23 protein-coding genes are annotated in these 23,537 nt (G+C 60.8%); 4 read left to right on the top strand and 19 right to left on the bottom strand.

Going from position 1 to position 23,537, the window contains the following annotated elements; translation table 11 throughout:
* The first annotated feature begins 11 nt into the window (after positions 1-11).
* Together PL597_RS18760 and PL597_RS18755 are read left to right on the top strand one after the other, a co-directional pair.
* The gene (locus PL597_RS18760; protein WP_271365948.1) at positions 12-3,332 is read left to right on the top strand and encodes an efflux RND transporter permease subunit; all 3,321 of its coding nucleotides are present in this window, start codon (positions 12-14) and stop codon (positions 3,330-3,332) included.
* A 453-nt stretch (positions 3,333-3,785) separates the two neighbouring features.
* Positions 3,786-4,475 (top strand): Crp/Fnr family transcriptional regulator, encoded by a 690-nt coding sequence (locus PL597_RS18755; protein WP_271365947.1) that lies wholly within the window; start codon positions 3,786-3,788, stop codon positions 4,473-4,475.
* Between the two features lie 101 nt (positions 4,476-4,576).
* Here the strand turns inward: PL597_RS18755 and ureG are convergent, their stop codons facing one another.
* The 19 genes from ureG to PL597_RS18655 form a co-directional block, all read right to left on the bottom strand.
* The gene (gene ureG, locus PL597_RS18750; RefSeq protein ID WP_271365946.1) at positions 4,577-5,188 is read right to left on the bottom strand and encodes an urease accessory protein UreG; all 612 of its coding nucleotides are present in this window, start codon (positions 5,186-5,188) and stop codon (positions 4,577-4,579) included.
* A 250-nt stretch (positions 5,189-5,438) separates the two neighbouring features.
* A complete protein-coding gene (locus PL597_RS18745) occupies positions 5,439-6,110 on the bottom strand; it encodes an urease accessory protein UreF (RefSeq protein WP_271365945.1) in 672 nt (223 codons plus the stop codon).
* A 3-nt stretch (positions 6,111-6,113) separates the two neighbouring features.
* Entirely contained in the window at positions 6,114-6,599 is a 486-nt protein-coding gene (gene ureE, locus PL597_RS18740) for an urease accessory protein UreE (protein ID WP_162936589.1), read from the bottom strand.
* A gap of 298 nt (positions 6,600-6,897) precedes the next feature.
* Entirely contained in the window at positions 6,898-7,434 is a 537-nt protein-coding gene (locus PL597_RS18735) for a peroxiredoxin (RefSeq protein WP_010972294.1), read from the bottom strand.
* Between the two features lie 154 nt (positions 7,435-7,588).
* Positions 7,589-8,257, bottom strand: a complete 669-nt coding sequence (locus PL597_RS18730; RefSeq protein WP_271365944.1) for a TIGR02117 family protein — start codon at positions 8,255-8,257, stop codon at positions 7,589-7,591.
* An 8-nt stretch (positions 8,258-8,265) separates the two neighbouring features.
* Positions 8,266-9,975, bottom strand: coding sequence for an urease subunit alpha (ureC, locus tag PL597_RS18725; RefSeq protein WP_006315008.1), 1,710 nt, complete (start codon positions 9,973-9,975; stop codon positions 8,266-8,268).
* Between the two features lie 4 nt (positions 9,976-9,979).
* A complete protein-coding gene (locus PL597_RS18720; protein WP_271365943.1) occupies positions 9,980-10,624 on the bottom strand; it encodes a Urease operon accessory protein in 645 nt (214 codons plus the stop codon).
* Positions 10,625-10,628: 4 nt separating this feature from the next.
* A complete protein-coding gene (locus PL597_RS18715; protein WP_271365941.1) occupies positions 10,629-11,045 on the bottom strand; it encodes a lysozyme inhibitor LprI family protein in 417 nt (138 codons plus the stop codon).
* Between the two features lie 3 nt (positions 11,046-11,048).
* Positions 11,049-11,405: a GFA family protein gene (locus tag PL597_RS18710; RefSeq protein WP_271365939.1), complete on the bottom strand. Its 357-nt coding sequence runs from the start codon at positions 11,403-11,405 to the stop codon at positions 11,049-11,051.
* A 1-nt stretch (position 11,406) separates the two neighbouring features.
* On the bottom strand, positions 11,407-11,712 hold the full coding sequence (locus tag PL597_RS18705; RefSeq protein WP_063948241.1) for an urease subunit beta: 306 nt from the start codon (positions 11,710-11,712) through the stop codon (positions 11,407-11,409).
* 53 nt (positions 11,713-11,765) lie between these two features.
* Positions 11,766-12,068, bottom strand: a complete 303-nt coding sequence (locus PL597_RS18700) for an urease subunit gamma (protein ID WP_269834206.1) — start codon at positions 12,066-12,068, stop codon at positions 11,766-11,768.
* A 106-nt stretch (positions 12,069-12,174) separates the two neighbouring features.
* Positions 12,175-13,029 carry an urease accessory protein UreD gene (locus tag PL597_RS18695; protein WP_271365937.1) on the bottom strand — a complete coding sequence of 285 codons (855 nt, stop codon included), beginning with the start codon at positions 13,027-13,029 and terminating at the stop codon, positions 12,175-12,177.
* On the bottom strand, positions 12,933-14,189 hold the full coding sequence (locus PL597_RS18690; RefSeq protein ID WP_269835126.1) for an alpha/beta hydrolase family esterase: 1,257 nt from the start codon (positions 14,187-14,189) through the stop codon (positions 12,933-12,935). Before PL597_RS18690 ends, PL597_RS18695 begins: the two co-directional genes overlap by 97 nt.
* A gap of 255 nt (positions 14,190-14,444) precedes the next feature.
* A complete protein-coding gene (gene urtE / locus PL597_RS18685) occupies positions 14,445-15,140 on the bottom strand; it encodes an urea ABC transporter ATP-binding subunit UrtE (protein ID WP_142913633.1) in 696 nt (231 codons plus the stop codon).
* Between the two features lie 199 nt (positions 15,141-15,339).
* Positions 15,340-16,101 carry an urea ABC transporter ATP-binding protein UrtD gene (gene urtD / locus PL597_RS18675; RefSeq protein WP_271365936.1) on the bottom strand — a complete coding sequence of 254 codons (762 nt, stop codon included), beginning with the start codon at positions 16,099-16,101 and terminating at the stop codon, positions 15,340-15,342.
* Positions 16,102-16,105: 4 nt separating this feature from the next.
* Positions 16,106-17,269, bottom strand: a complete 1,164-nt coding sequence (gene urtC, locus PL597_RS18670; protein ID WP_077981429.1) for an urea ABC transporter permease subunit UrtC — start codon at positions 17,267-17,269, stop codon at positions 16,106-16,108.
* A complete protein-coding gene (gene urtB / locus PL597_RS18665; protein ID WP_271365935.1) occupies positions 17,266-18,879 on the bottom strand; it encodes an urea ABC transporter permease subunit UrtB in 1,614 nt (537 codons plus the stop codon). The genes urtC and urtB overlap by 4 nt, the downstream gene beginning before the upstream one ends.
* 282 nt (positions 18,880-19,161) lie before the next feature.
* Entirely contained in the window at positions 19,162-20,451 is a 1,290-nt protein-coding gene (gene urtA / locus PL597_RS18660) for an urea ABC transporter substrate-binding protein (RefSeq protein ID WP_077981427.1), read from the bottom strand.
* 344 nt (positions 20,452-20,795) lie between these two features.
* On the bottom strand, positions 20,796-21,002 hold the full coding sequence (locus PL597_RS18655; protein ID WP_162520560.1) for a DUF2735 domain-containing protein: 207 nt from the start codon (positions 21,000-21,002) through the stop codon (positions 20,796-20,798).
* 482 nt (positions 21,003-21,484) lie between these two features.
* On the opposite strand from PL597_RS18655, the gene PL597_RS18650 reads away from it, so the two are divergent.
* The gene (locus PL597_RS18650) at positions 21,485-22,519 is read left to right on the top strand and encodes a glutamine synthetase beta-grasp domain-containing protein (protein WP_077981426.1); all 1,035 of its coding nucleotides are present in this window, start codon (positions 21,485-21,487) and stop codon (positions 22,517-22,519) included.
* A gap of 218 nt (positions 22,520-22,737) precedes the next feature.
* Positions 22,738-23,508 (top strand): SDR family oxidoreductase, encoded by a 771-nt coding sequence (locus tag PL597_RS18645; protein ID WP_271365934.1) that lies wholly within the window; start codon positions 22,738-22,740, stop codon positions 23,506-23,508.
* The last annotated feature ends 29 nt before the right edge of the window (positions 23,509-23,537 follow it).

The raw sequence follows: 23,537 nt of genomic DNA, 5'->3' as shown, positions 1-23,537 counted from the left end.
GAGGGAATGAGATGAACTTTTCCGCATGGTCAATCCGTAACCCGATTGCGCCGCTGCTCGGCTTCGCGCTTTTGATGATCCTCGGCATGCAGGCGTTCAACACCCTGCCCATCACCCGTTTTCCGAACATCGACGTTCCCGTCGTGGCCGTCACCGTCACCCAGAGCGGCGCTTCGCCGTCCGAGCTCGAAATGCAGGTGACGAAGGAGATCGAGGACGCCGTCGCCGCCATCAGCGGCGTCGACGAAATCCAGTCCACCGTGGTCGATGGCCAGTCCACCACCACGGTCGTCTTCCGCATCGAAAAGCCGACGGAAGAAGCGGTTCAGGATACGAAGGACGCCATCGACAAGATCCGCAGCGATCTTCCCGCCGATATCGAGGAACCGATTGTCAGCAAGATCGACGTCGAGGGTCAGGCGATCCAGACCTTCGCCGTCTCCTCGCCCAACATGACGCTGGAAGAACTGTCCTGGTTCGTGGATGACACGATCAAGCGTTCGCTCCAGGGCCAGTCGGGCATCGGCAAGGTGGACCGTTATGGCGGCGCTGACCGCGAAGTGCGCGTTTCGCTGAACCCCGAAAAGCTCGATGCCTATGGCATTACCGCCACCGAGGTGAACAGCCAGCTGCGCGGCACGAACGTCGATCTCGGCTCGGGCCGAGGCCAGGTTGGCGGCAACGAACAGACCATCCGCACGCTCGGCGATACGCGCGACGTGAGCCAGCTTGCCAATACCACGATAGCGCTGTCCAACGGTCGTTTCGTCAAGCTCTCCGAACTCGGCACGGTCACCGACACCTATGAGGAGCAGAAATCCTTCTCGCGCTTCAACGGCAATCCCGCCGTCACCTTCGCGGTGTTCCGCTCCAAGGGCGCGAGCGAGGTCTCGGTCGCCGAAACCGTGGCGGCAAGCCTCGATCAGGTGCGCAAGGATCATCCCGACGTCTCGATCGAAATGGTCGATGACGCCGTCTATTTCACCTATGGCAATTACGAGGCGGCGCTGCATACGCTGATCGAAGGCGCTATCCTCGCCGTTATCGTCGTCCTGCTCTTCCTGCGCAACTGGCGTGCAACGCTGATTGCCGCCGTAGCGCTGCCGCTTTCCGCGATCCCGACCTTCTGGATCATGGATATCATGGGCTTCTCGCTCAACCTCGTCAGCTTCCTGGCCTTGACCCTCGCCACGGGTATTCTCGTCGACGACGCCATCGTGGAAATCGAGAACATCGCCCGCCATATCAAGATGGGCAAGACGCCCTATCGGGCAGCGCTGGAAGCGGCGGATGAAATCGGCCTCGCCGTCATCGCCACCAGCTTCACCATCATCGCCGTTTTCGTGCCCGTCTCGTTCATGCCTGGTATTCCGGGCCAGTACTTCATCCAGTTCGGCCTCACCGTCGCCTTCTCGGTGTTCTTCTCGCTTGCCGTCGCCCGCCTCATCACACCGTTGATGGCGGCCTATCTGATGCGCGCCGAAGATGCGATGGACGATCACCACGACAATGACAGCCGGCTGATGAAGGCCTATACGCGCATGGTCACCGCCACCACCCGCAAGTGGTGGGCGCGATATCTGACGCTGCTCGGCGCCATCGGCTTCCTCGTCGCTTCCGTCATTCTGCTCGCCGGCGTTCCGGGGAGCTTCCTGCCGCCGGACGACGCCTCGCGCGTGACGCTTTCGGTGGAACTGCCGCCCAATGCGACGCTCGACGAAACCGACCGCACGACAACGCAGATTTATCACGCCATCCGCGACATCGATGGCGTGGAAAGCGTCTTCATCCTTGGCGGCGCTTCGCCCAAGGGGGACCTGGAACTGCGCCGCGCCACCGTCAACGTCATCCTGCAGCATATCGACCATTCGCTGCTGAAAACCCTTGTCAACAAAGGCCTCGGCTCCCTTCCGCTCATCGGTCAATATCTGCCGAAGGTGGAAGAGAAGGGCCGCACACGTCCGCAATGGGATGTGGAGCAGGATATTTTCGCGCAGGTGCGCGGCATTCCCGATGTGCGCATCATCAAGCTCAACGACCGTGCGGAACGCGAGCTCTCCTTCAACTTCCTCTCCTCAAACGAGAAGGACCTGAACGACGCCGTCGGTATTCTAGAAAGCCGCCTGCGGGCCTCGCCGATCCTTGCCAATGTCAGCTCGGAAGGCGCCCTGCCCCGGCCGGAACTGCAAATCCGCCCGCGCAAGGATGAAATCGCCCGCCTTGGCATCACGCCGCAGCAGATTTCGCAGACCGTGCGTGTCGCCACCATCGGCGATATCGACGCGCAGCTGACGAAGATTTCGCTGGACGACCGGCAGATTCCGATCCGCGTGCAGGCGTCGCTCGACACCCGCCGCGACCTCGCCACCATCCGCGCGCTGAAGATCAAGACCGCCTCCGGATCGCTGGTGCCGCTCTACAGCGTTGCCGATATCGATTATTCGGAAGGTCCAAGCTCGATCAAGCGCAACGACCGCAACCGCGTCGTCTCCATCGGCTCCGACGTTCCCTTCGGCACGGCGCTCGATACGTCGACGGCCGAATTCAAGCGCATCGTGTCGGAAACCGAACTGCCGGCGAGCGTTCGCCTTGCCGAAAGCGGCGACGCCAAGGTACAGGGCGAAATGCAGCAGGGCTTCGTCAATGCCATGCTGCTCGGCCTGATGCTGGTGCTGGTCGTGCTCATCCTGCTCTTCAAGGATGTCATCCAGCCCTTCACCATCCTGTTCTCGCTGCCGCTCGCCATCGGCGGCGTGGCAGTGGCGCTCATTATCACGCAGAACGCGCTCTCCATGCCGGTTCTCATCGGCATCCTGATGCTGATGGGCATCGTGACGAAAAACGCCATTCTGCTGGTGGATTTCGCCATCGAAATGCGCCGTCACGGCATGGAACGGGTGCATGCCATGGTGGAGGCAGGCCGTAAGCGCGCCCGCCCGATCATCATGACCTCCATCGCCATGTCGGCGGGAATGTTGCCCTCCGCCCTCGGCGTCGACGAAGGCGGTTCGTTCCGCGCGCCGATGGCGATTGCGGTGATCGGCGGCATCATCGTCTCGACGGTGCTGTCGCTCATCGTGGTGCCGGCCTTCTTCCTGATCATGGACGACCTCTCGCGCCTGCTCGCCCACCTCTTCGGCCGCTTCGTCGGCAAGAAGGAAGTGGAGGAGGAAGCCCTCTCCAACGAGAAACTCTCGGAGATCGCCCACGAAAACAGCCTCGCCCTTTCCTCGCTGGAGGCCCGCGTCGCCAACATGGAAAAGGGCACCGGCGAAAAGGCAGGCGAAAAGGGCAGCAATATATTGCGACTGCCGCCGCTTGCTGCGGAATGAAAGTTGCAAATACGAAGATTGAAACGCCGGGGCTTGTACCCGGCGTTTTTTCGTCTCTGTGGTAAAGCACGACATCGCGGCATATTTCTTTTCCCCGCCGGGGAGAAGGTGGCCCGAAGGGTCGGATGAGGGGGCAACTTTGCCGAATCTCTCTACCCTCGCCCCCTCATCCCGCTGCCGCGGACTTCTCCCCCTCGGGGAGAAGAAATATGCCGCACCTACTCACTCCATTTTCCCCTGCCGCCCTGATCTTCAACGGCTCGGCCGCATTGCCAAACCCGTTTGATCGAAATCAATTCGCTTTCCAGATGAACTGCTAGTCTCCCTCGCATCGGGAATTGCCGGTTGAGGATTAATGCTATGGGTTCTTTGCAGATAGGCGTGAGGGAGAAGGAACTTCCCCGGTTTCGTATCGCTTCGGACAGCCCGGCAAAAGGTTTAAGCGGGAGCCGGATGGACGTGAACAAGACCGTGAAGCTGAGCAACAGGGACAGGAACATTCTGCTGCGCGCACCCTTGATCGGGATAGCGGATGATGCGGCGGCGCTGAAGCTGATGGAGGCGGCGACCATCACCAATGTCAACGCCCGCCACGTCATCTTCAAGGAAGGTGAAGCGGCGCAGCATTTTTACTGCGTGCTGTCGGGTTATATCAGGCTTTACCGGCTGGACCGGCACGGGCGCGAGGCGGATGTGCGCGTCAGCGGCCCCGGCGATACTTTCAATGAGTGCCTGATCTTCGGCAGCGATACCTATCGTTACAGCGCGCAGGCGGCGGAAAACTGCACCGTGGCGCGGTTCGAACTCACGAGAATCCGCAGCCTGATCGACCAGGAGCCGGCCATCGCCAAGGCCGTCATGCGCTGCTTGTCCAACAGCCTGCTCGGCACCATGGATTGCATCGCCAACGACCGGCTGCAAACTGCGCCGCAACGTGTCGCCCATTACCTCATCAATCAGGGCCCGCGCGACGCCACGTCCTTTTCGCTGCGGCTGCCATTCCAGAAAAGCCTGCTTGCCGGCAAGCTCGGCCTTGCACCGGAAGCCTTGTCACGCGCCTTCTCGACGCTGAAAAAATCAGGCGTCACGGTGCGTGGCCGCATCGTACAGGTCAATGACGTCGCGGCGTTGAAGCAGATTTGAAAAATCTCGGGGAGAGAGGGAGGAGGACGGCGCGCCCTCGGGCAGCCGTCCTCTGACGTTTCATGCGACCGAATGCCCGGCCCTCCAACCTTCGGGCTATTTCAAAGACCGCCCTGCTCTTTCAGGAAACCAACGATACGATCGACGCCATCGCCGCGCTTCATGTCGGTGAAAACGAAAGGCATGGTGTTGCGCATCCGCGTTGCATCGCTGTCCATGACGGTCAGATCGGCGCCGACATAGGGCGCAAGGTCCTTCTTGTTGATGACCAGCAGGTCCGAGCGGGTGATGCCCGGCCCGCCCTTGCGCGGAATTTCCTCGCCCTGGCAGACGGAAATGACATAGATGGTGATATCGGCGAGATCTGGCGAAAAGGTCGCGGCGAGATTGTCGCCGCCGGATTCGATGAAGACCACATCGAGATCGGGAAACCGCGCATTGAGCCCGGCAATCGCTTGCAGATTGATCGTGGCGTCCTCACGAATGGCGGTATGCGGGCAACCGCCCGTCTCCACCCCGACGATACGCTCGGACGGAAGCGCCTGCATGCGCACCAGCGCCTCGGCGTCTTCCTTGGTATAGATATCATTGGTGACGACGGCGACGGAATAATCCCCGCTCATCGCCTTGCAGAGCTTCTCCGTCAGCGCCGTCTTGCCGGAACCCACCGGCCCACCAATGCCGACGCGCAGAGGCCCATTACCCGATTTCATCACTCTGTTCCCTTCATCATGCTGTGGTCCAATCTTACGACAACCACTCAAATTTCAGCTCAAATATACGCAAGGATCGTGCCACTTGTTTCTTCTCCCCGCCGGGGAGAAGGTGGCCCGAAGGGTCGGATGAGGGGGCTAGCTCTCGGTATATCTCTACCCTTGCCCCCTCATCCCGCTGCCGCGACCTTCTCCCCGGCGGGGAGAAGAAACAAGTGGCATGCGCTCGCCCCATCGATTGCCGTCGCTTTCACGACCGGAAAAGCCGCGTACCCTGTGTTTCGTGCCGCATCGCCGCCGTATCGGCGATAACAGTGGCGCTGCCGAGATCATCGAGCGTGGATAATGCGGCCCGTGCCGCAACCTCCAAGACAACACCCTCGCTTGCAGCCACAATGGCGACGCCATCCTTTTGCCCCGCGACGCCAAGACGGATGCCGGCTGAAACGATCTGCGAAACACCTGCATGCAGAAAAGCGGCAAGCGTCTCGCGCAGCGGTACTCCATGTCCGGCAGCAATAGCGCCTATGGCGACGGGATAAGGAGCCTCCTTCGGCAACAGCTCCAGAACCGCGTGCGGCCATGCGCCGGCAGCGGCAACGAAAGCATCGCCCAGAAGCACGGTCTCACGATAACGCTCCGCCGAGCCGGCCAGCGCACGGCCGAGATCAGCCATTTCGCTGAGCGCCGCGGCATCCTGCGAGCTTCGCCAGGCATGCGCCAGAAACACCGCATCGTTCCACAGGCTACCGTGGCTCAGCAGCGTTTCGAGCCAGTCGCGCAGGGCCGCCGCATCGCCGACGCGCCGATCTTCCACCGCCTTTTCAAGCCCGCCGGAATAGGAAAAACCACCGACGGGAAAAGCCGGCGACATCCAGGCCATCAACCGCAGCAGCGCGGCGACGCCGCTTTCCGCGCTCACGGCTCAGCCGTGATCGTGATGGTGGTGGCCATGATCATGGCCATGGGAATGACCGCCATGAGCGTGGTAAGCGCCGCGTGCCGGCTGGAACGGTTCTTCGACCTCCCGCACGGTAGCGCCCAGACCTTCCAGCATGGCACGAATGACGTGGTCGCGCAGGATGAGAATTCGCTCTTCCTCGATCTGCGCCGAAAGATGCCGGTTGCCCAGATGCCAGGCAAGCTCGATCAGGTGAAGACGATCCTTCGCTTTGATTTCGAACAGCTTTTCATCCGCCGCACGGACCTCGATCAGGTCGCCGTTTTCCACCACCAGAAGATCGCCATGGGCAAACAGCACCGCTTCCTTCAGGTCCAGCATCACCATTTCGTCATTTTGCAGATGCAGCAGCTTGCGGCGCAGATGCCGTTGGTCATGCGCCAGCGTGACATAACCGGAGGGCTCGTCGGCAGGGGTTCCGGCCGGATGATAGGAGGTGACGCGCAGCATGGGATGATCCGTTTCAGAAACAGTCTTGGGAGGCTGATTTTTGCCGGATAGGCGGGGTGATTTCAAGACGCGATTTCAGGGCACATGGCCACCAGAATGACAAAGCCCGGCATCACGGCCGGGCCAAGTGCAAACCTTTCTCCACTTTCGACGTCATCCTCGGGCTTGACCCGAGGATCCACCCGTCAGACGCCTATGGATCCTCGCCTCAAGGGCGAGGATGACGGATGAGAGGTTTTCGCCTCCTGTCAGCACCCCGAAGACACGACATCGGTGCCGGGCCTTCGCAAAACCAAAATCAGGCCGCAGCGCGGCTTTTCAGGTTTTCGAGAATATTCTGCGGCGAAGAAACGCCGTAAGGGTCGGATTCGCAATTGTCGGAATAACCCTCTTCCTCGAACCACTGCTCCACCAGACCGTCATTGATGACGGCGGCGTAACGCCAGGAGCGCATGCCGAAACCGAGATTGTCCTTGGCGACCAGCATGCCCATCTTGCGGGTGAACTCGCCCGAACCGTCAGGAATGACCTTGACGTTTTCGAGGTTCTGGCCCTTGGCCCAGGCATTCATGACAAAGGCATCGTTGACCGACAGGCAATAGATTTCGTCGACGCCCAGCGCGCGGAATTCACCCGCCAGCTTTTCGAAATCCGGAAGCTGGTAGGTCGAGCAGGTCGGCGTAAAGGCGCCGGGCAGCGAAAACAGCACGACCTTCTTGCCCTTGAAATAATCGTCGGAGGTCATGTCCTGCCAACGGAACGGGTTGGGGCCACCAACGGCCTCATCGCGAACGCGCGTGCGGAAGGTTACGGCGGGCACTTTTTTGCCGAGCATGTCTTGTCTCCTGTTCTGGCGTTTTGCGGGATCGCTTGGGATCGATCCGCGCGGACTTGTTTAGCAGTTTCCATAGCGCATGACGCGCTGCGGTGCAGCATAAAAAAAGGATTTCAGCCGCCAAATACGCGAAATGGCCGCACGGAATTTGGGATCAATTGTGCATATCTAACGACCAGCGCAACAGCGGCGGCAAGGGCGTCCACCAGCCGGTTTGAATGCCCGCGTCCCGCAACATCGCGGCTGACCATGTGTTGCATCCGGCGACCGCATTGAACCAGCCATTTGCCTCGAAAAACGCGTCCGTCAGGCCGTAGCCGGCACCGGCAACCGGCCTGACACCGTTGTCGTTTCCGGCAAAACTTGCCCTGATGCCCGCGACAAGGCGCTGATAGCCCGCTTCGGAAATGCGAAGCCGTTTCACGCCGGCGAGATTGGCGGGAAAATCGCCTGTCACATCCACATGCATGACGGCGCTGTCCAGCGTGAAGGAGCGCAGCACCGGCATCGGCTTCAGATCGGCCCAGGTGGGCGTTTGGATGTAAAACGAGCGGCCGCCCCAGCCGAACACCAGATAGGCGGCCGCCGGATGATTGACCGCAATGCCGCCCTCCTGCAACTCGGCAAAAACCCGCCGCAGATCGTCATCGACCGGCAGGGCAATGTCCGTGTGGATCGGGTTGGACAACAGCAGGATTTCGCGATCTTTCGCACCGTTTGCATCATCGGCGAGAAAGGGGCGCGGCACCACGGTGCCGAGCACGAAAAGCAGGACGACCAGCAGCAAGCCGCCGCCGATCCATCTGAGAACAGTCCGCAACACAACGTCCGTTAAAACAGGAAATAACGCTGCGCCATCGGCAGCACCGTTGCCGGTTCGCAGGTCAGAAGCTCGCCATCCGCCCGCACCTCATAGGTCTCGGGATCGACCTCGATATGCGGCGTCAGCGAATTGTGGATCATCGACGCTTTCGAGATACCGCCACGCACGTTCTTAACCGCCAAAAGCTTCTTGGCGACCCCGAGGCGCTGGGCAAGGCCACCGTCGAGCGAGGCCTGCGACACGAAAGTGACCGAGGAATTGGTGCGCAGCTTACCGTAGGCCGCAAACATCGGCCGGTAATGCATCGGCTGCGGTGTGGGAATGGAGGCGTTCGGATCGCCCATCGGTGCCGCGGCGATGGAACCGCCGAGCAACACCATTTCCGGCTTCACGCCGAAAAACGCCGGATTCCACAACACCAGATCGGCGCGCTTGCCGACTTCGACGGAGCCGATCTCGTGGCTGACACCCTGGGCGATGGCCGGGTTGATGGTATATTTGGCGATGTAACGACGAACACGGAAATTGTCGTTCTCGCCGGTCTCTTCCTTCAGGCGGCCGCGCTGGCGCTTCATCTTGTCGGCGGTCTGCCAGGTGCGGATCGCCACTTCGCCGACGCGGCCCATGGCCTGGCTGTCGGAAGAGATGATCGAAAAAGCACCGATATCGTGGAGAATATCCTCCGCCGCGATGGTTTCCTTGCGGATGCGGCTTTCGGCGAAGGCGATATCCTCGGGAATGGATGGCGACAGATGGTGGCACACCATCAGCATGTCGAGATGTTCGGCGAGCGTATTCACCGTGTAGGGCCGGGTCGGATTGGTGGAGGACGGAATGACGTTCGGGTTGCCGCAGACCTTGATGATGTCTGGCGCGTGCCCGCCGCCCGCACCTTCGGTGTGGAAAGCATGGATGGTGCGGCCTCTGATCGCGGCGACCGTGTCTTCGACGAAACCGCTCTCGTTCAGCGTATCGGTGTGGATCATCACCTGCACGTCATATTCATCGGCCACCGTCAGGCAATTGTCGATGGCGGCGGGCGTCGTGCCCCAGTCCTCATGCAGCTTCAGCGAGGAGGCGCCGGCGAGGATCATCTCTTCCAGCGGCGCTGGCAGCGAGGCATTGCCCTTGCCGGCCAGCGCGAGGTTCATCGGAAAGGCATCGAAGCTTTCGATCATCCGCTCAATGTGCCAAGCACCGGTGCAGGTGGTGGCAAGCGTGCCGTGCGCCGGGCCGGAACCGCCGCCCAGCATGCAGGTCACACCGCTCATCAGCGCTTCTTCGATCTGCTGCGGGCAGATGTAATGGATATGCGCGTCCATGCCGCCGGCCGTCAGGATCTTGCCTTCGCCGGCAATTGCTTCCGTCGAAGGGCCGACGATGATCGTGACACCCGGCTGCGTATCCGGGTTGCCCGCCTTGCCGATGGCATGAATGCGGCCGTTTTTCAGGCCCACATCCGCCTTGTAGATGCCGCTATGGTCAACGATGACGGCATTGGTGATGACGGTATCGACGGCGCCTTCGGCCCGCGTCGCCTGGCTCTGGCCCATGCCGTCACGAATGACCTTGCCGCCGCCGAATTTCACTTCCTCGCCATAGGTCGTGTGGTCCTTCTCGATCTCGATGAAGAGTTCGGTATCGGCAAGCCGCACCTTGTCGCCGACAGTCGGGCCAAACATGCCGGCATAAGCGGCGCGGGAAATCTTGTAAGGCATGGGCTCAGGCTCCTTCGGACGCGGAGAAAATCGATGTGGGAGAAATTCGTTTGAGCCGGCCCTCGCCCGCGAGGGCTTCGACCAGCTGTTGTTCGGCGGTAAATGGATGTCCGCTCCAGCCCTGATGGCCGAAGCCGGCAATCGCCACCTCGTCATCCTCATCGCTAACATTCTCAAGAACATGGGCGATGGCGAAAAGGCCGGTGCTGGGGCAGACATAGGGCGCGGGCGCATAGGCTTCGAGCGCGACATCGAGCCGTTCGTGAACGCCCCGATGGATAACAACATGGCTCTTGCCGCCCGCCCGCGCGATTGCCGCAAAACCGGGGGTATAATCGGCGCAGAAATCGGTGAGTTCCGGCCAGCGCGCGCGGATACCGGGTTCCATTTCTGCAAATTTCGCGGGATCACGCACCGACCAGATGGCAGCCGCCTGTCGCACACCGTCGCTTTCGCGCCATTCGGTCCCTTCGGTCATCTCGCGACCCGGCCGCCCGGTATTGCAGACGGCAACGACATCGGTGCGCGTGCCGCCAAGCCCGAGGGAGCGGCAGTCGTTGAAACGGATGACGATATCCGAACGGTCGATGAGCCGGGCGGCGCCAGGCGGCAACTCCCCATTTCCGACAATCGTGATCTGCCGCCCCATGCGTTCAGAAGCCTTCCGACAGCTGGCGCAGTTCGTCGGCGCGCCTTGTGCTCATCTCGGCCAGGCAGGAGGAGATCAGCATCGGCTCCATCGAGCCGCCCCGCGCCTGAAAGCCGGCAACCGCGCAATTGGCGTCGCGAAACGCCACCCACGCCCGCTGCGCTGTCACCAGAGCGTCGGTCGCGCCCTTGCCGTCGGCATCTGCCGTCTTGTCGCGTTCGACAAGCAGCTTGCGCAGCTTCTGATAGTCGACATTGAGCTGCTTGTCGGCCTTCTCATAATCCTTTCCAGCGCAAATCGTCATATCCGCCTGCGTCTGCGGGTCCTTGCAGTTTGGCTCCTGTGCGGCGGCCGGCCCAGAGATGCCTGCAGTCACGCAGAAGACGGCGGCCATGGCGAGGCTGTTTTTGCTGATCGCCATCGCTCAGGCCGCCGCGCCGTCAAAAGCCTGCGATTTCAGCGCCCGCGGATCGACGCCATCGAGACAATTGGCATTGACCGCCACCATGGGCGTGCCATCAGGCCCATCGGCATAAGCGAAGCTTTCAATGCCGCAGTTGGAGCAGAAAAAATGATGGATCTTGTGTTTGTTGAAGAGATATTCGCTGAGCTTATCCTCGCCGGAAAGCAGGGTGAATTTCTCTCGCGGTGCAAAGGCGAGCGTGGAACCCAGACGCTTGCAGCGCGAACAATTGCAGATGACGGTATGGTCGAGATCGGCATCGACCTCGAAGCTCACATCGCCGCACTGGCAGCTTCCATGATAATGCGCCGTCGCCATTTCATAACCTCCCCATGACCTGTTGACGGAAACCATAAACCTCGCGCTTGCCGGACAGCGGCACCAGCGTCACTTCCCGTTTCTGGCCGGGCTCGAAACGTACCGCCGTGCCGGCCGGAATATCGAGGCGCATGCCGCGCGCCTTGTCGCGGTCGAACAGGAGACCCGCATTGGTCTCGAAAAAATGGTAATGACTGCCCACCTGCACCGGCCGGTCGCCCGAATTGGCCACTTCAATCGTCACGGTCGGCTGGCCGGCATTGAGTTCGATGGTGCCCTCTGCGGCAATGATTTCGCCTGGTTTCATGGAATTTCCCCTTTTATCTCAGGCAGCGTTGGCCGCCATGCAGCCTTTGCCCCTCACCTGATCGGTTCGTGAACGGTCACCAGCTTGGTTCCATCGGGAAAGGTCGCTTCCACCTGCACATCATGGATCATCTCGGCGATACCATCCATCACCTGATCGCGGGTAATGACATGCGCGCCCGCCTCCATCAGCTCGGCCACGGCGCGGCCATCGCGGGCGCCCTCGACCACGAAATCGGTAATCAGCGCAATCGCTTCGGGATAGTTCAGCTTCACGCCGCGCTCCAGCCGGCGGCGCGCCACCATGGCGGCCATGGAAATCAGCAGCTTGTCTTTTTCTCTTGGGCTAAGGTTCATCGTGGTCCCGCAGCTTGGAATCTGTTCCGCCAGCATGGTTGCGGCAAGCAGATCCGACGTGTTGACAGACCCCGAGGGACGCCTGATACGAAGCGATCCGAAGGGTTTACAGATTCCAGACTTTCGGCACTGGCGCGCCGTTTCGCAAGAGCGAAATGATCGGAAAAAGCAATTTTCTCAAGGAGAAACCGTCTGCGGCGGCAACCCGTACCACAAGCTTGCCCTGCCATTGGCTGGCGCCGCCGCTTTCCCCGGCAATAGCCCGGATTTTAGGCAGAAGCGCCTCGGCCAGCGGTCCGACATAAAGCAGCGTGGCAAAGGCGACCTGGCCGGCGAGAACCGCCGGTTTCGCCGTCAGCGCCGCCACCTCGCCCGAAAGCAGAAGCTCTTCGGCATGCACAAGCGTGCCCCCGTGGCGAATGCGCCAGCGGTCACGAAAAAGCCCATGCGTCATCGCCTCGCCCATGGCCTGGCGACCGAGCAACACGGCTTCGACGGCGATGAATTCGGAGGATTGGTCGAGATCGGCCTCGAGCCGACGGGTGAGCGATGCCCGGTCGAAGAGAATGGTTTCCTGCGGCAGCCAGTGCAGTTTCGCGCCCGGCCCGGCAGAAATGCGGGCGGTAACCGTGGCTGTGCCTGATGATGCCTTGTAGACTTTCTCACAGGCCTGCGTTGTCACGACAAGCGAGGTGCCGGCACCGGCGACCGCCTGCCATTCGATCTCGTCTCCGCCGGTGAGCCCGCCGGAGGAATTGATGAGAATGGCCTCGGCTTCGTTCGAAAAAGTGTCCGGCAGGCGGATCTTGGCGCAGCCTTCCTGAAACAATTCGTCCAGCCGGCTGCGCCCTTCAACGGCCTTGGTTACAATGCGTCCTCTGCCACGGGCGCGTTGCTGCCGGACAGGCTGTTGAGCGTCTTCACAACCGGAAGGGACGATGACTTGCTGTTGCTGCTGCACGCGGTCTCCGAAGCACTTGCGGAAGCGGACGAGGCTTTTGCGCCGCAATCCTTCTTGACGACGGCGTCCACCACCAGCTGTCCTTCCGTATTGCGGAAGAAATCCCACATTCTTTCGGCCGCATCAACCGTGCGCGTCACTTCGCCTGTGGGCATCTTGCGCTCCACGGCCGGTTCCGCCTTCGGCGTCTGTTCGCCGCCCGGCTTGCGGGTGACGACAGCGCTCGCGGCCAGCACTTCCGCCTTCATCGTGGCGCGCGGCCAGGCATGGTCCCAGTTCTCGATGACATAGGACTGAATGCGCGCACCGGCCTTGCAGACATCATAGGAATTGACGGTGAAGCTCTCGCCCACCTTGCTTTTGGCGGCGCCTTTGCAGCCGTCCATTTCGGCCCAGCGCTTCAGCGCCGTCTCGCCGCCATATTGCCAATAGGACTTGCCGCCGCCCTGATAGGGATTGGCGGGGTCTTTCAGCCCGGCAAATGCGATGATCGACATCGGCCGCGCCGGTTTGCAGCTTGCCGCATCCGGTCCCCATTTGCCTTCGGTCTCCAGCGGATAACCCGCGCGCAGCGAGGCGACGAAACCGGCAGCGGTGAAATCCGCGCCGCCATTGCAGATGAATTGCGACAGCATGCGCCCGCCGCCGGAATAACCGGAACCGTAAAAACGCTCCTCATCCACGCAGAACCTGCCCTTCACCATGGTGATGGCATCGCGGATGAAACCGACCTCGTCCAGCCCGCCCGGGCGCTTGGTGACGCCGGGAACATTCCAGGCATGGGTGCCGGGCAATTCGCCATTCAGGCTGCCGGCCAGCGCCACCACCACCACACCGTCCCGTTCGGCAAGCTTGTCCCAGCCGCTGCGGTTCAGCTGGCCATGCGGATTGCTGTTGGAGCCATGAAAATCGAACACCACGGGCAGCGGCTTTTTTCCATCATAAGCGGATGGAACAAAATAGACGCCATCGCGTTTCTGGCCATTGGAAAGAATGGAAAAATCATGCCTGCCCGGTTCCATGCCGGGTCCGGGCAATTGACCGCAGGTCGATGCCGACGCTGCGACACCGGCGCTCGCGCACATGGCAAGACCCAGAAAGAGGGTGCGTGCGGAGCGGAACAGCCGGGCGGTCCGGCCAATGGCAAAATCTTGATGCATTGACACGCCTTTATTGGGCACGGTTTTCCCGACGATACGTCGGACGTGCGTGGAATGTAAGGGATCAACTGTCGCGGCGTGCGAATAGACTTTTCCTGTGTCCCGCATGCAGCATTTGCGCTGCCAATATCACAGGCTTTTATTCAACGAAATGCTAAGATTGCGCATAAAAGCCATGCAGACACGCATAGACTTTCAAAATATTAATCGACCGTTTGCACATCGTGATCGGCGTGCGGCATCTTTAGTCTCGGTTTATACTGTCAGGTGACGCCGCGCCTCGGGCGTATCCAGCGTCTCGGCCAGGCCCTGATGCACGATCTCGCCGCGATCCATGATGTAGACGTAATCGGCGAGCTCGCGGCAGAAATCCAGATATTGCTCGACCAGCAGGATCGCCATGCCGGTGGAATCGCGCAGATATTTGATCGCCCGGCCGATATCCTTGATGATCGACGGCTGAATGCCCTCGGTCGGCTCGTCGAGAACGAGGATCTTCGGCCGCGTCACCAGCGCCCGGCCAATGGCAAGCTGCTGCTGCTGGCCGCCGGAAAGATCGCCGCCGCGCCTTCCCAGCATGGATTGCAGCACGGGAAACAGGCTGAAAATATCATCCGGAATGAACCGTTCCTTACGCGGCAGCGGCGCATAACCGCTCTCCAGGTTTTCCTGCACGCTGAGCAGCGGAAAGATTTCCCGCCCCTGCGGCACGTAACCGACGCCGCGCTTGGCCCGGTGGTAAGGCGCCAGCCCATCCAGCGGCGCACCGCCAAAGCTGATCGAACCGCCACTGATGGCATGCTGGCCGGTGACGGCGCGCAAAAGCGAGCTTTTGCCTACACCGTTGCGGCCGAGAACACAGGTGATCTTGCCCATTTCAGCATTCAGCGAAACGCCGCGCAGCGCCTGGGCTGCGCCGTAGTGGAGGTTGATGTTTTCGACGTTCAGCATGGTGAAACTCCAATGACGGTATGGTGGGCGGCTTTACCCCCCTCTGCCCTGCCGGGCATCTCCCCCTCAAGGGGGGAGATCGGCAAGCGGCGAAAACTCTGCCCATGGAACGGGCGGGTGCGGCATCTGATCTCCCCCCTTGAGGGGGAGATGCCCGGCAGGGCAGAGGGGGGGGGTACGGCAAACGCAGACGCTTCCATCACCGCCCCAGATAATTCTCGATCACCTTCGGATCGCTGGACACGAAATCGATCGACCCCTCCGCCAGCACCGAACCTTCGGCAAGGCACGTCACCTTCACCCCCAGCTCGCGGATGAAGCCCATGTCATGCTCCACCACGACAACAGAGCGGGTCTTTGCGATTTCCTTCAGGAGCACGGCGGTTTCGGCGGTTTCCGCGTCCGTCATGCCAGCCACCGGCTCGTCCACCAACAGCAGCTTCGGCTCCTGCGCGAGCAGCATGCCGATCTCCAGCCACTGTTTCTGCCCATGGGAAAGATTGGCGGCGAGGTCGCCGCGGCGGTTGGAAAGGCGCACGGTGGCGAGGATTTCCTCGATGCGTGCCTTGTCCTCGTCCGTCAGCCGGTAGAACAGCGTAGCGAACACGCCGCGCTTGCGGTTCAGCGCCAGTTCCAGATTGTCCCAGACGGTATGGCTTTCGAACACCGTCGGTTTCTGGAACTTTCGCCCTATGCCGAGCTGGGCAATATCCGCCTCGTCCTTTTTGGTGAGGTCGATGCTGTCTTCGAACAGCACCGTGCCGGTATCCGGCCGGGTCTTGCCGGTGATGATGTCCATCATCGTCGTCTTGCCAGCACCGTTCGGGCCGATGATGGCGCGAAGCTCGCCCGGCTCCACCACGAAGGAGAGAGAGTTCAGCGCCCTGAACCCATCGAAGGAAACGGAAACACCGTCGAGATAAAGCAGGCTCTTGGTTCTGTTTTCGGAAACCGTGTTCATGGGCTTACTCCGCCGCCTGTTGCGCAACCGCGCTGTCGTTGCCAGCTTCACGCGCCGCGCCCGCCGCCCGCTTTTCGCGCCGTCCGGCCAGATAATGCTGCACCGTGCCGACGATGCCCTTGGGGAAGAACAGGGTTACAGCGATGAAGAGGCCGCCGAGCGCAAACAGCCAGAACTCTGGAAATGCACCGGTGAAATAGCTCTTGCCGCCATTGACCAGCAGCGCCCCGATGATCGGCCCGATCAATGTGCCGCGCCCGCCCACCGCCGTCCAAACCACCACTTCGATGGAGTTGGCCGGGGAAAATTCGCCGGGATTGATGATGCCCACCTGCGGCACGAACAATGCACCGGCAATGCCCGCCATCATGGCAGACACGACGAAGGTGAAGAGCTTGATGTTTTCCACCCGAAAACCGAGGAACCGCACCCGGCTTTCGGCATCGCGCACGCCCACCAGCACCTTGCCGAATTTTGAGTTGACGATGCCCGAGGCAATCAAAAGCGAGATCGCCAGCATCACCGCCGTCATGGCAAACAGGACGGCACGGGTGCCATCGGCCTGTACGGAATAGCCAAGAATATCCTTGAAATCGGTCAGCCCATTATTGCCGCCGAAACCCATGTCGTTGCGGAAGAAGGCAAGCAGCAGCGCATAGGTCATGGCCTGGGTGATGATCGAGAGATAAACGCCATTGACGCGCGAGCGGAACGCGAACCAGCCGAAGACGAATGCCAGCAGCCCCGGCACGACAAGCACCATCAGCGCCGCAAACCAGAACATGTCGAAGCCGTGCCAGAACCAGGGCAGTTCCTTCCAGTTGAGGAACACCATGAAGTCAGGCAGCACGGGATGACCGTAAACCCCGCGCGTGCCGATCTGCCGCATCAGATACATGCCCATGGCATAACCGCCGAGCGCGAAGAAGGCGGCGTGGCCGAGCGAGAGAATGCCGCAATATCCCCAGACCAGATCAAGCGCGAGCGCGAGCAGCGCATAGGCCAGATATTTGCCCAGCATCGACATGATATAGGTCGGGATGCGGAACGCGCTGTCTTCAGGCAACAGCAGGTTGGAGGCGGGCACCAGAACGGCGATGGCGAGAATAATGCCGATGGCGATGGAAATACGGCGATCGAGCGCGCGCAGGAGGAAGCCGGTAATCATGCTTCGATCGCCCTTCCCTTGAGTGCGAAGAGACCGCGCGGCCGCTTCTGGATGAACAGGATGATGAGGACGAGCACGAGGATCTTGCCAAGCACAGCGCCTACCGTCGGCTCGAGGAACTTGTTGAGCACGCCGAGCGACAGTGCGCCCACCAGCGTTCCCCAGAGATTGCCGACGCCGCCGAACACCACGACCATGAAACTGTCGATGATGTAGCTCTGGCCGAGATTGGGCGAGACATTGTCGATCTGCGACAGCGCCACGCCGGCAAGCCCGGCAACACCGGAACCGAGCGCGAAGGTGAAAGCATCCACCCAAGGGGTGCGAATGCCCATGGAGGAAGCCATGCGGCGGTTCTGGGTGACGGCGCGCATCTGCAGGCCGAAGGCCGAACGCTTCAGCAGCACCAGCAGCGCAAAGAATACCGACAGCGAGAAGCAGACGATCCACACCCGGTTCCAGGTGAAATTGAGGTAACCGACGCTGAACGAGCCGGACATCCAGCCGGGGCTGCCGACCTCGCGATTGGTGGGGCCGAAAATCGAGCGTACACCCTGTTGCAGGATCAGCGAGATGCCCCAGGTGGCCAGCAGCGTTTCCAGCGGTCGTCCATAGAGATAACGGATGACGCCACGTTCCATGATGAGGCCGACACAGGCCGTGACGAGAAAGGCGGCTGGCAGGGCAATCGCCAGCGACCATTCGAAAAGGCCGGGGAAATGGCTGCGGATCAGTTCCTGCACCATGAAGGTGGAGTAAGCGCCGATCATCACCATCTCGCCATGCGCCATGTTGATGATGCCCATGACGCCGAAGGTGATGGCAAGACCGATGGCGGCGAGCAGCAGCACGGAACCGAGCGACAGGCCATACCAGATATTCTGGGCGTAATCCCAAAAGGCAAGGGAACTCTCGATGCTGGAAATCGCCTCGTCCACATCCGGCTTCAGGCTCGGATCGACCGACGGCGTCGCCGCAATCAGAATGCTGATCGCATCGCGCCCGCCAAGCGCCTTGATGGTGGCGATCGCTTCTTTTTTGGCTTCGAGGGGGCGGTCGGAGGAGAGCAGCGAGACAGCCCGCGCCTCCTCCATCCGGGTCCGCACCTCACTGTCGGTTTCCTTTGCTATGGCCGCTTCCAGCAATTCGAGATTTTCAGCGCTCGGGGCTTTCAGGACGGCGTCAGCCGCCGAAAGCCGCACGGATTTTTCCGGGCTGAGCAAGGTCAGCCCGCCCATCGCGGCGCGGATAACGCGGCGAAGATTATTGTTGACCCTGATCTTGGAAACCGCCGCCTTCGGCGCCGAACCGGCGCTTTCACCCGTCAGCGGGTCGATGAGCGTGAAATCGGAACCGGCGGGCTTGGTCATGAAGACGAGATTGTCGGACTTGCGCACATAGAGATCACCCGCCGCAAAAGCCTCCAGTGCCGGAACGACGCGCGCATCGCCCGTTGCGGCAAGCTGCCCGATCAGCACTTCGGCCTGCTTGAAATCAGCCGTGCCGAGCTGGTCGATCAGCGCCTTTGGGTCGCTTTGCGCGACGGCGTGGGCTGCGATCCCCATGGTGAACCAGAGGAAGATGGCTCCGAGAAAAGATCGGATCGTCATGTCGGGGTCCTTGGAGCGGTTTGCGATGGGGCGTGTGAACTTGGTGGCCGTTGAGTATGCGGCTTTACCCCCCTCTGCCGTGCCGGGCATCTCCCCCTCAAGGGGGGAGATCGATCTGAGGCTAGGTTCCGCCCATCTCAAATGTTGAGGTGAAGCGATGGGGTTTGTCTTGCTGATCTCCCCCCTTGGGGGGGAGATGCCCGGCAGGGCAGAGGGGGTAATGCTTGCTGAATTTTCAAATAAGTCCGCCCCTCCTGCGAGGGGCGGCACCAACCCCGCTAATCAGCTACCCTTGCCGCCGCACTTACCCGTGGCCACGTTGAAGTTGCCGCAGGACATCGGCTTTCTCCAGTCCGAAATCAGATCCTTCGAGTCCGGCAGGTAATCCGACCATTCGTCACCCACCACCTGCGGTGTCTGCTGCACGATCTCGAACTGGCCGTCGGCCTGGATTTCGCCGATCAGCACCGGCTTGGTGATGTGGTGGTTCGGCATCACGGTGGAGTAACCGCCCGAAAGGTTCGGCACGGAGACGCCGATGATACTGTCCAGAACCTGGTCCGTATCGGTGGTGCCGGCGGCCTCGACAGCCTTTACCCAGGCGTTGAAGCCGATATAGGCGGCTTCCATCGGGTCGTTGGTCACGCGCTTGTCGTTCTTGGTGAAGGCATGCCAGGTCTTGATGAACTCGGCATTGACGGGAGCATCGACGGACTGGAAATAGTTCCAGGCGGCAAGGTGGCCGACCAGCGGCGCGGTATCGAGACCGGCAAGCTCTTCTTCACCCACCGAGAAGGCGACGACCGGAATGTCCTCGGCCTTGATGCCCTGGTTCGCCAGTTCCTTGTAGAAAGGCACGTTGGCGTCACCATTGATGGTGGAGACAACGGCGGTCTTCTTGCCGGCCGAGCCGAATTTCTTGATGTCGGACACGATCGTCTGCCAGTCGGAGTGACCGAACGGCGTGTAGTTGATCATGATGTCCTCTTCCTTGACGCCCTTCGACATCAGGTAGGCCTTCAGGATCTTGTTGGTGGTCTGCGGGTAGACATAGTCCGTACCGGCCAGAACCCAACGCTCGACGCCTTCGGTATTGGCGAGGTAATCGACGGCCGGAATGGCCTGCTGGTTGGGTGCTGCACCCGTGTAGAAAATGTTGCGCGAGGATTCTTCACCCTCATACTGAACCGGATAGAACAGGATGGAGTTCAGCTCTTCGAAAACCGGCAGAACGGATTTGCGCGACGACGAGGTCCAGCAGCCGAAAACGGCGGCGACCTTGTCCTGCGAAATCAGCTGACGAGCCTTTTCGGCGAAGAGCGGCCAGTCGGAGGCCGGATCGACCACCACGGCTTCGAGTTTCTTGCCGAGCACGCCACCCTTCTTGTTCTGCTCGTCGATGAGCATCAGCATGGCGTCTTTCAGCGTCGTCTCTGAAATCGCCATGGTGCCGGACAGCGAATGCAGCACGCCGACCTTGATGGTGTCGTCTGCGGCGAAAGCGCCGTGGAAGGCGGTGGTGGACAGGATCGCGCCAAGCAGCGCGGCACTAAGCGTCTTGCGGAATATCATCGGAAGAACCCCTCTCCTTGTTGGCCTCTCGTGGAGGCTCAGCGGCATCTGCGGCCGCTGCTGGGAGGGACTATCGATCTCGCGAGCGCGAAACCGTATACGTCAATTGACGTAGTCGGGGTGGCGAAAGCTGCAGTGGGGGGTTGGGAGATTAGCGCCCAGGGCGGAACTACCTATATGGAGAGAGACGTCTCCCCTTGTTTCTTCTCCCCGCCGGGGAGAAGTCCGCGGCAGCGGGATGAGGGGCCGAGCGTCAATATATACGGAGGGGTTACGCCCTCATCCGACCCTTCGGGCCACCTTCTCCCCCTCGGGGAGAAGAAATTCGCGGCAACGTCCGCACATCAAGAATGCGGCTTGCCGTCCCGCTCTTCGTCACGGATCGCCTCGTCGTGATACCACGAGCCAAAATCCACATGCGGCTCCCGCGCCTCGCGCTCGAGGTCACTCAGCCCGCTGTTGCGGAACTTGGACACCCCCGCGCGCCCGCCATTCGGGAATTGATAGATCGTCGCCGTCTCACGATGAAAGCCAGTCGCCATTTCGGTCATCTCACTCTGTTTGCATCGAAGCACTTTGGTATCAGGAGCAAACCCTTAAAACCCGGATTCGCTCCGTTTGATTAAAAAAAAATCACCTTGCGAAAAATATAGGCATTAATCGCCTCTTCTACAAGAAAAACCATTCCGAAAGCGCCGGTTTTTGGGGCAATTGCCAATCCCTCGCGCGCAATCGAAATCATTGCACCGCAGCAGGGCATTTCCCAAGAGCATGCCGGCTATCTATCAGGATTCAATGATGAAACATGAGGGGTGAATTTGCCTGCCGCAGTGCAGCAGAAGCGCGCGTGGGCGATATCGCAGCCGCTGAGCGACATGGGCCTTGAAAGATTTTTCGAAAAAATCGCCAGATATCGCCAATCTGGCACGCGGCATGCATCTAAGGGGTCAGCCCTTGAACGCGAATGCGCTTCCGGTGGCGAAAGCCACGGGAGGCCTCAAGGCTTCGCATTGTTACCTATGAGAGGTTCGTAATGACTAAGTTCAAACTCGAGTACATCTGGCTGGACGGATACAAGCCGGTCCCCAACCTGCGCGGCAAAACCCAGATCAAGGAATTCGATGAATTCCCGACACTCGAGCAGCTGCCGCTTTGGGGCTTTGACGGCTCTTCCACGCAGCAGGCCGAAGGCCACTCTTCCGATTGCGTGCTGAAGCCCGTCGCGATCTACCCGGATCCGGCCCGCTCCAACGGCGCGCTCGTCATGTGCGAAGTCATGATGCCCGATGGCGTCACCCCGCATCCGTCGAACAGCCGCGCCACCATCCTCGACGACGAAGATGCATGGTTCGGCTTCGAGCAGGAATATTTCTTCTACCAGGACGGCCGCCCGCTCGGCTTCCCGGAACAGGGTTACCCGGCTCCGCAGGGTCCTTACTACACGGGCGTCGGCTTCAAGAACGTCGGTTCGGTTGCCCGCGAAATCGTTGAAGAGCACCTCGATCTGTGCCTCGAAGCCGGCATCAACCACGAAGGCATCAACGCCGAAGTGGCGAAGGGCCAGTGGGAATTCCAGGTATTCGGCAAGGGCTCCAAGCGCGCCGCCGACCAGATCTGGATCGCCCGTTACCTGCTGCTGCGCCTTTGCGAACAGTACGGCATCGACGTCGAATTCCATTGCAAGCCGCTCGGCGACACCGACTGGAACGGTTCGGGCATGCACTGCAACTTCTCCACCAAGTTCATGCGTGAAGTTGGCGGCAAGGAATATTTCGAAGCCCTCATGGCCGCTTTTGCCAAGAACTGGAAAGAGCACATCGACGTTTACGGTCCGGACAACCACATGCGCCTGACCGGCAAGCACGAAACCGCTCCGTGGAACAAGTTCTCCTACGGCGTTGCCGACCGTGGCGCCTCGATCCGCGTTCCGCATTCCTTCGTCAACAACGGTTACAAGGGTTACCTCGAAGACCGTCGTCCGAACTCGCAGGGCTGCCCGTACCAGATCGCTTCCGTCGTTCTGAAGACGATCGCAGAAGTGCCGCTCGCAAAGTCGGCTGCTGCCTGATAACCCAAGACATGGCGTCGCCCGCAACCGGGCGACGCCATTTTTATGTCCACCGAACGGCCGGACCGGACAGGCGACCTTTCGCCGAGCGCCGCACACGGCATAGTCTTCCCATACGCAAGCTCAAACAAGCGGCGTGGCTTTGACCAACAGCCTCGGGTTTTCCGAAAACCGCAACATCGTTTTCGGTCCGATGCTCTCAAGCAAGAAGGTGAGCGATGGGCATTCTCCAGAAATTCTCTCTCGCAAACCGCATCGCCGTTATTACCGGCAGCGGTCGCGGCCTTGGTTTCGAAATCGCCAGCGCCTTTGCGGAAGCGGGCGCCCATGTGTGGCTGACCGGCCGCAACGCCGAGACGCTCGAACAGGCGGCGGGCATCATTCGCGCTGCTGGCGGAAAAGCCGACTATGCCGCTTTCGACATTGCCGATACCGCCGCCGGAAGCGCCCTCGTCCGCCGTGTCATGGGCGAGTTCGGCCATCTCGATATCCTCGTCAACAATGTCGGCGCGCGCGACCGCCGTCCGCTTGCCGAATTCAGCGACGAGGACGTGCTGGATCTTATCCGCACCGACCTCACCTCCTCCGTCTCGCTCTCGCGCGACGCGGCTGAAGCCATGAATGCCAACGCTTACGGCCGCATCATCACCATCACCTCCATTCTCGGCCATATCGTCAGGCCGGGTGATGCGATCTATCCCGTCGCCAAACAGGGGCTGACTGGACTGATGCGCGCAATTGCTGTCGAATATGGCGCGCGCGGCATCACCAGCAACGCCATTGCGCCAGGCATGTTCGCCACCGAAACCAATGCGGCCCTCGCCGAGAACCCTGAGATGGTTGCCTTTGCCAAGCTGCGCGTGCCGCTGGAGCGCTGGGGCAGGCCGGATGAAATCGCCGGTGCCGCCCTGTTTCTGGCGAGCGACGCGGCCTCCTTCGTCAATGGCCATGTGCTGACGGTGGATGGCGGCATGTCGGTGCGGCTGTGAGAGGCCCCTTGCGGAAAGGCGCTCGATAG

The sequence above is a fragment of the Agrobacterium sp. ST15.13.013 genome, from assembly GCF_027956525.1.
Taxonomy (GTDB): Bacteria; Pseudomonadota; Alphaproteobacteria; order Rhizobiales; family Rhizobiaceae; genus Agrobacterium; species Agrobacterium salinitolerans.
The sequence above is the reverse complement of the archived record's forward strand: the minus strand, read 5'-3'. Positions and strand labels throughout refer to the sequence as shown.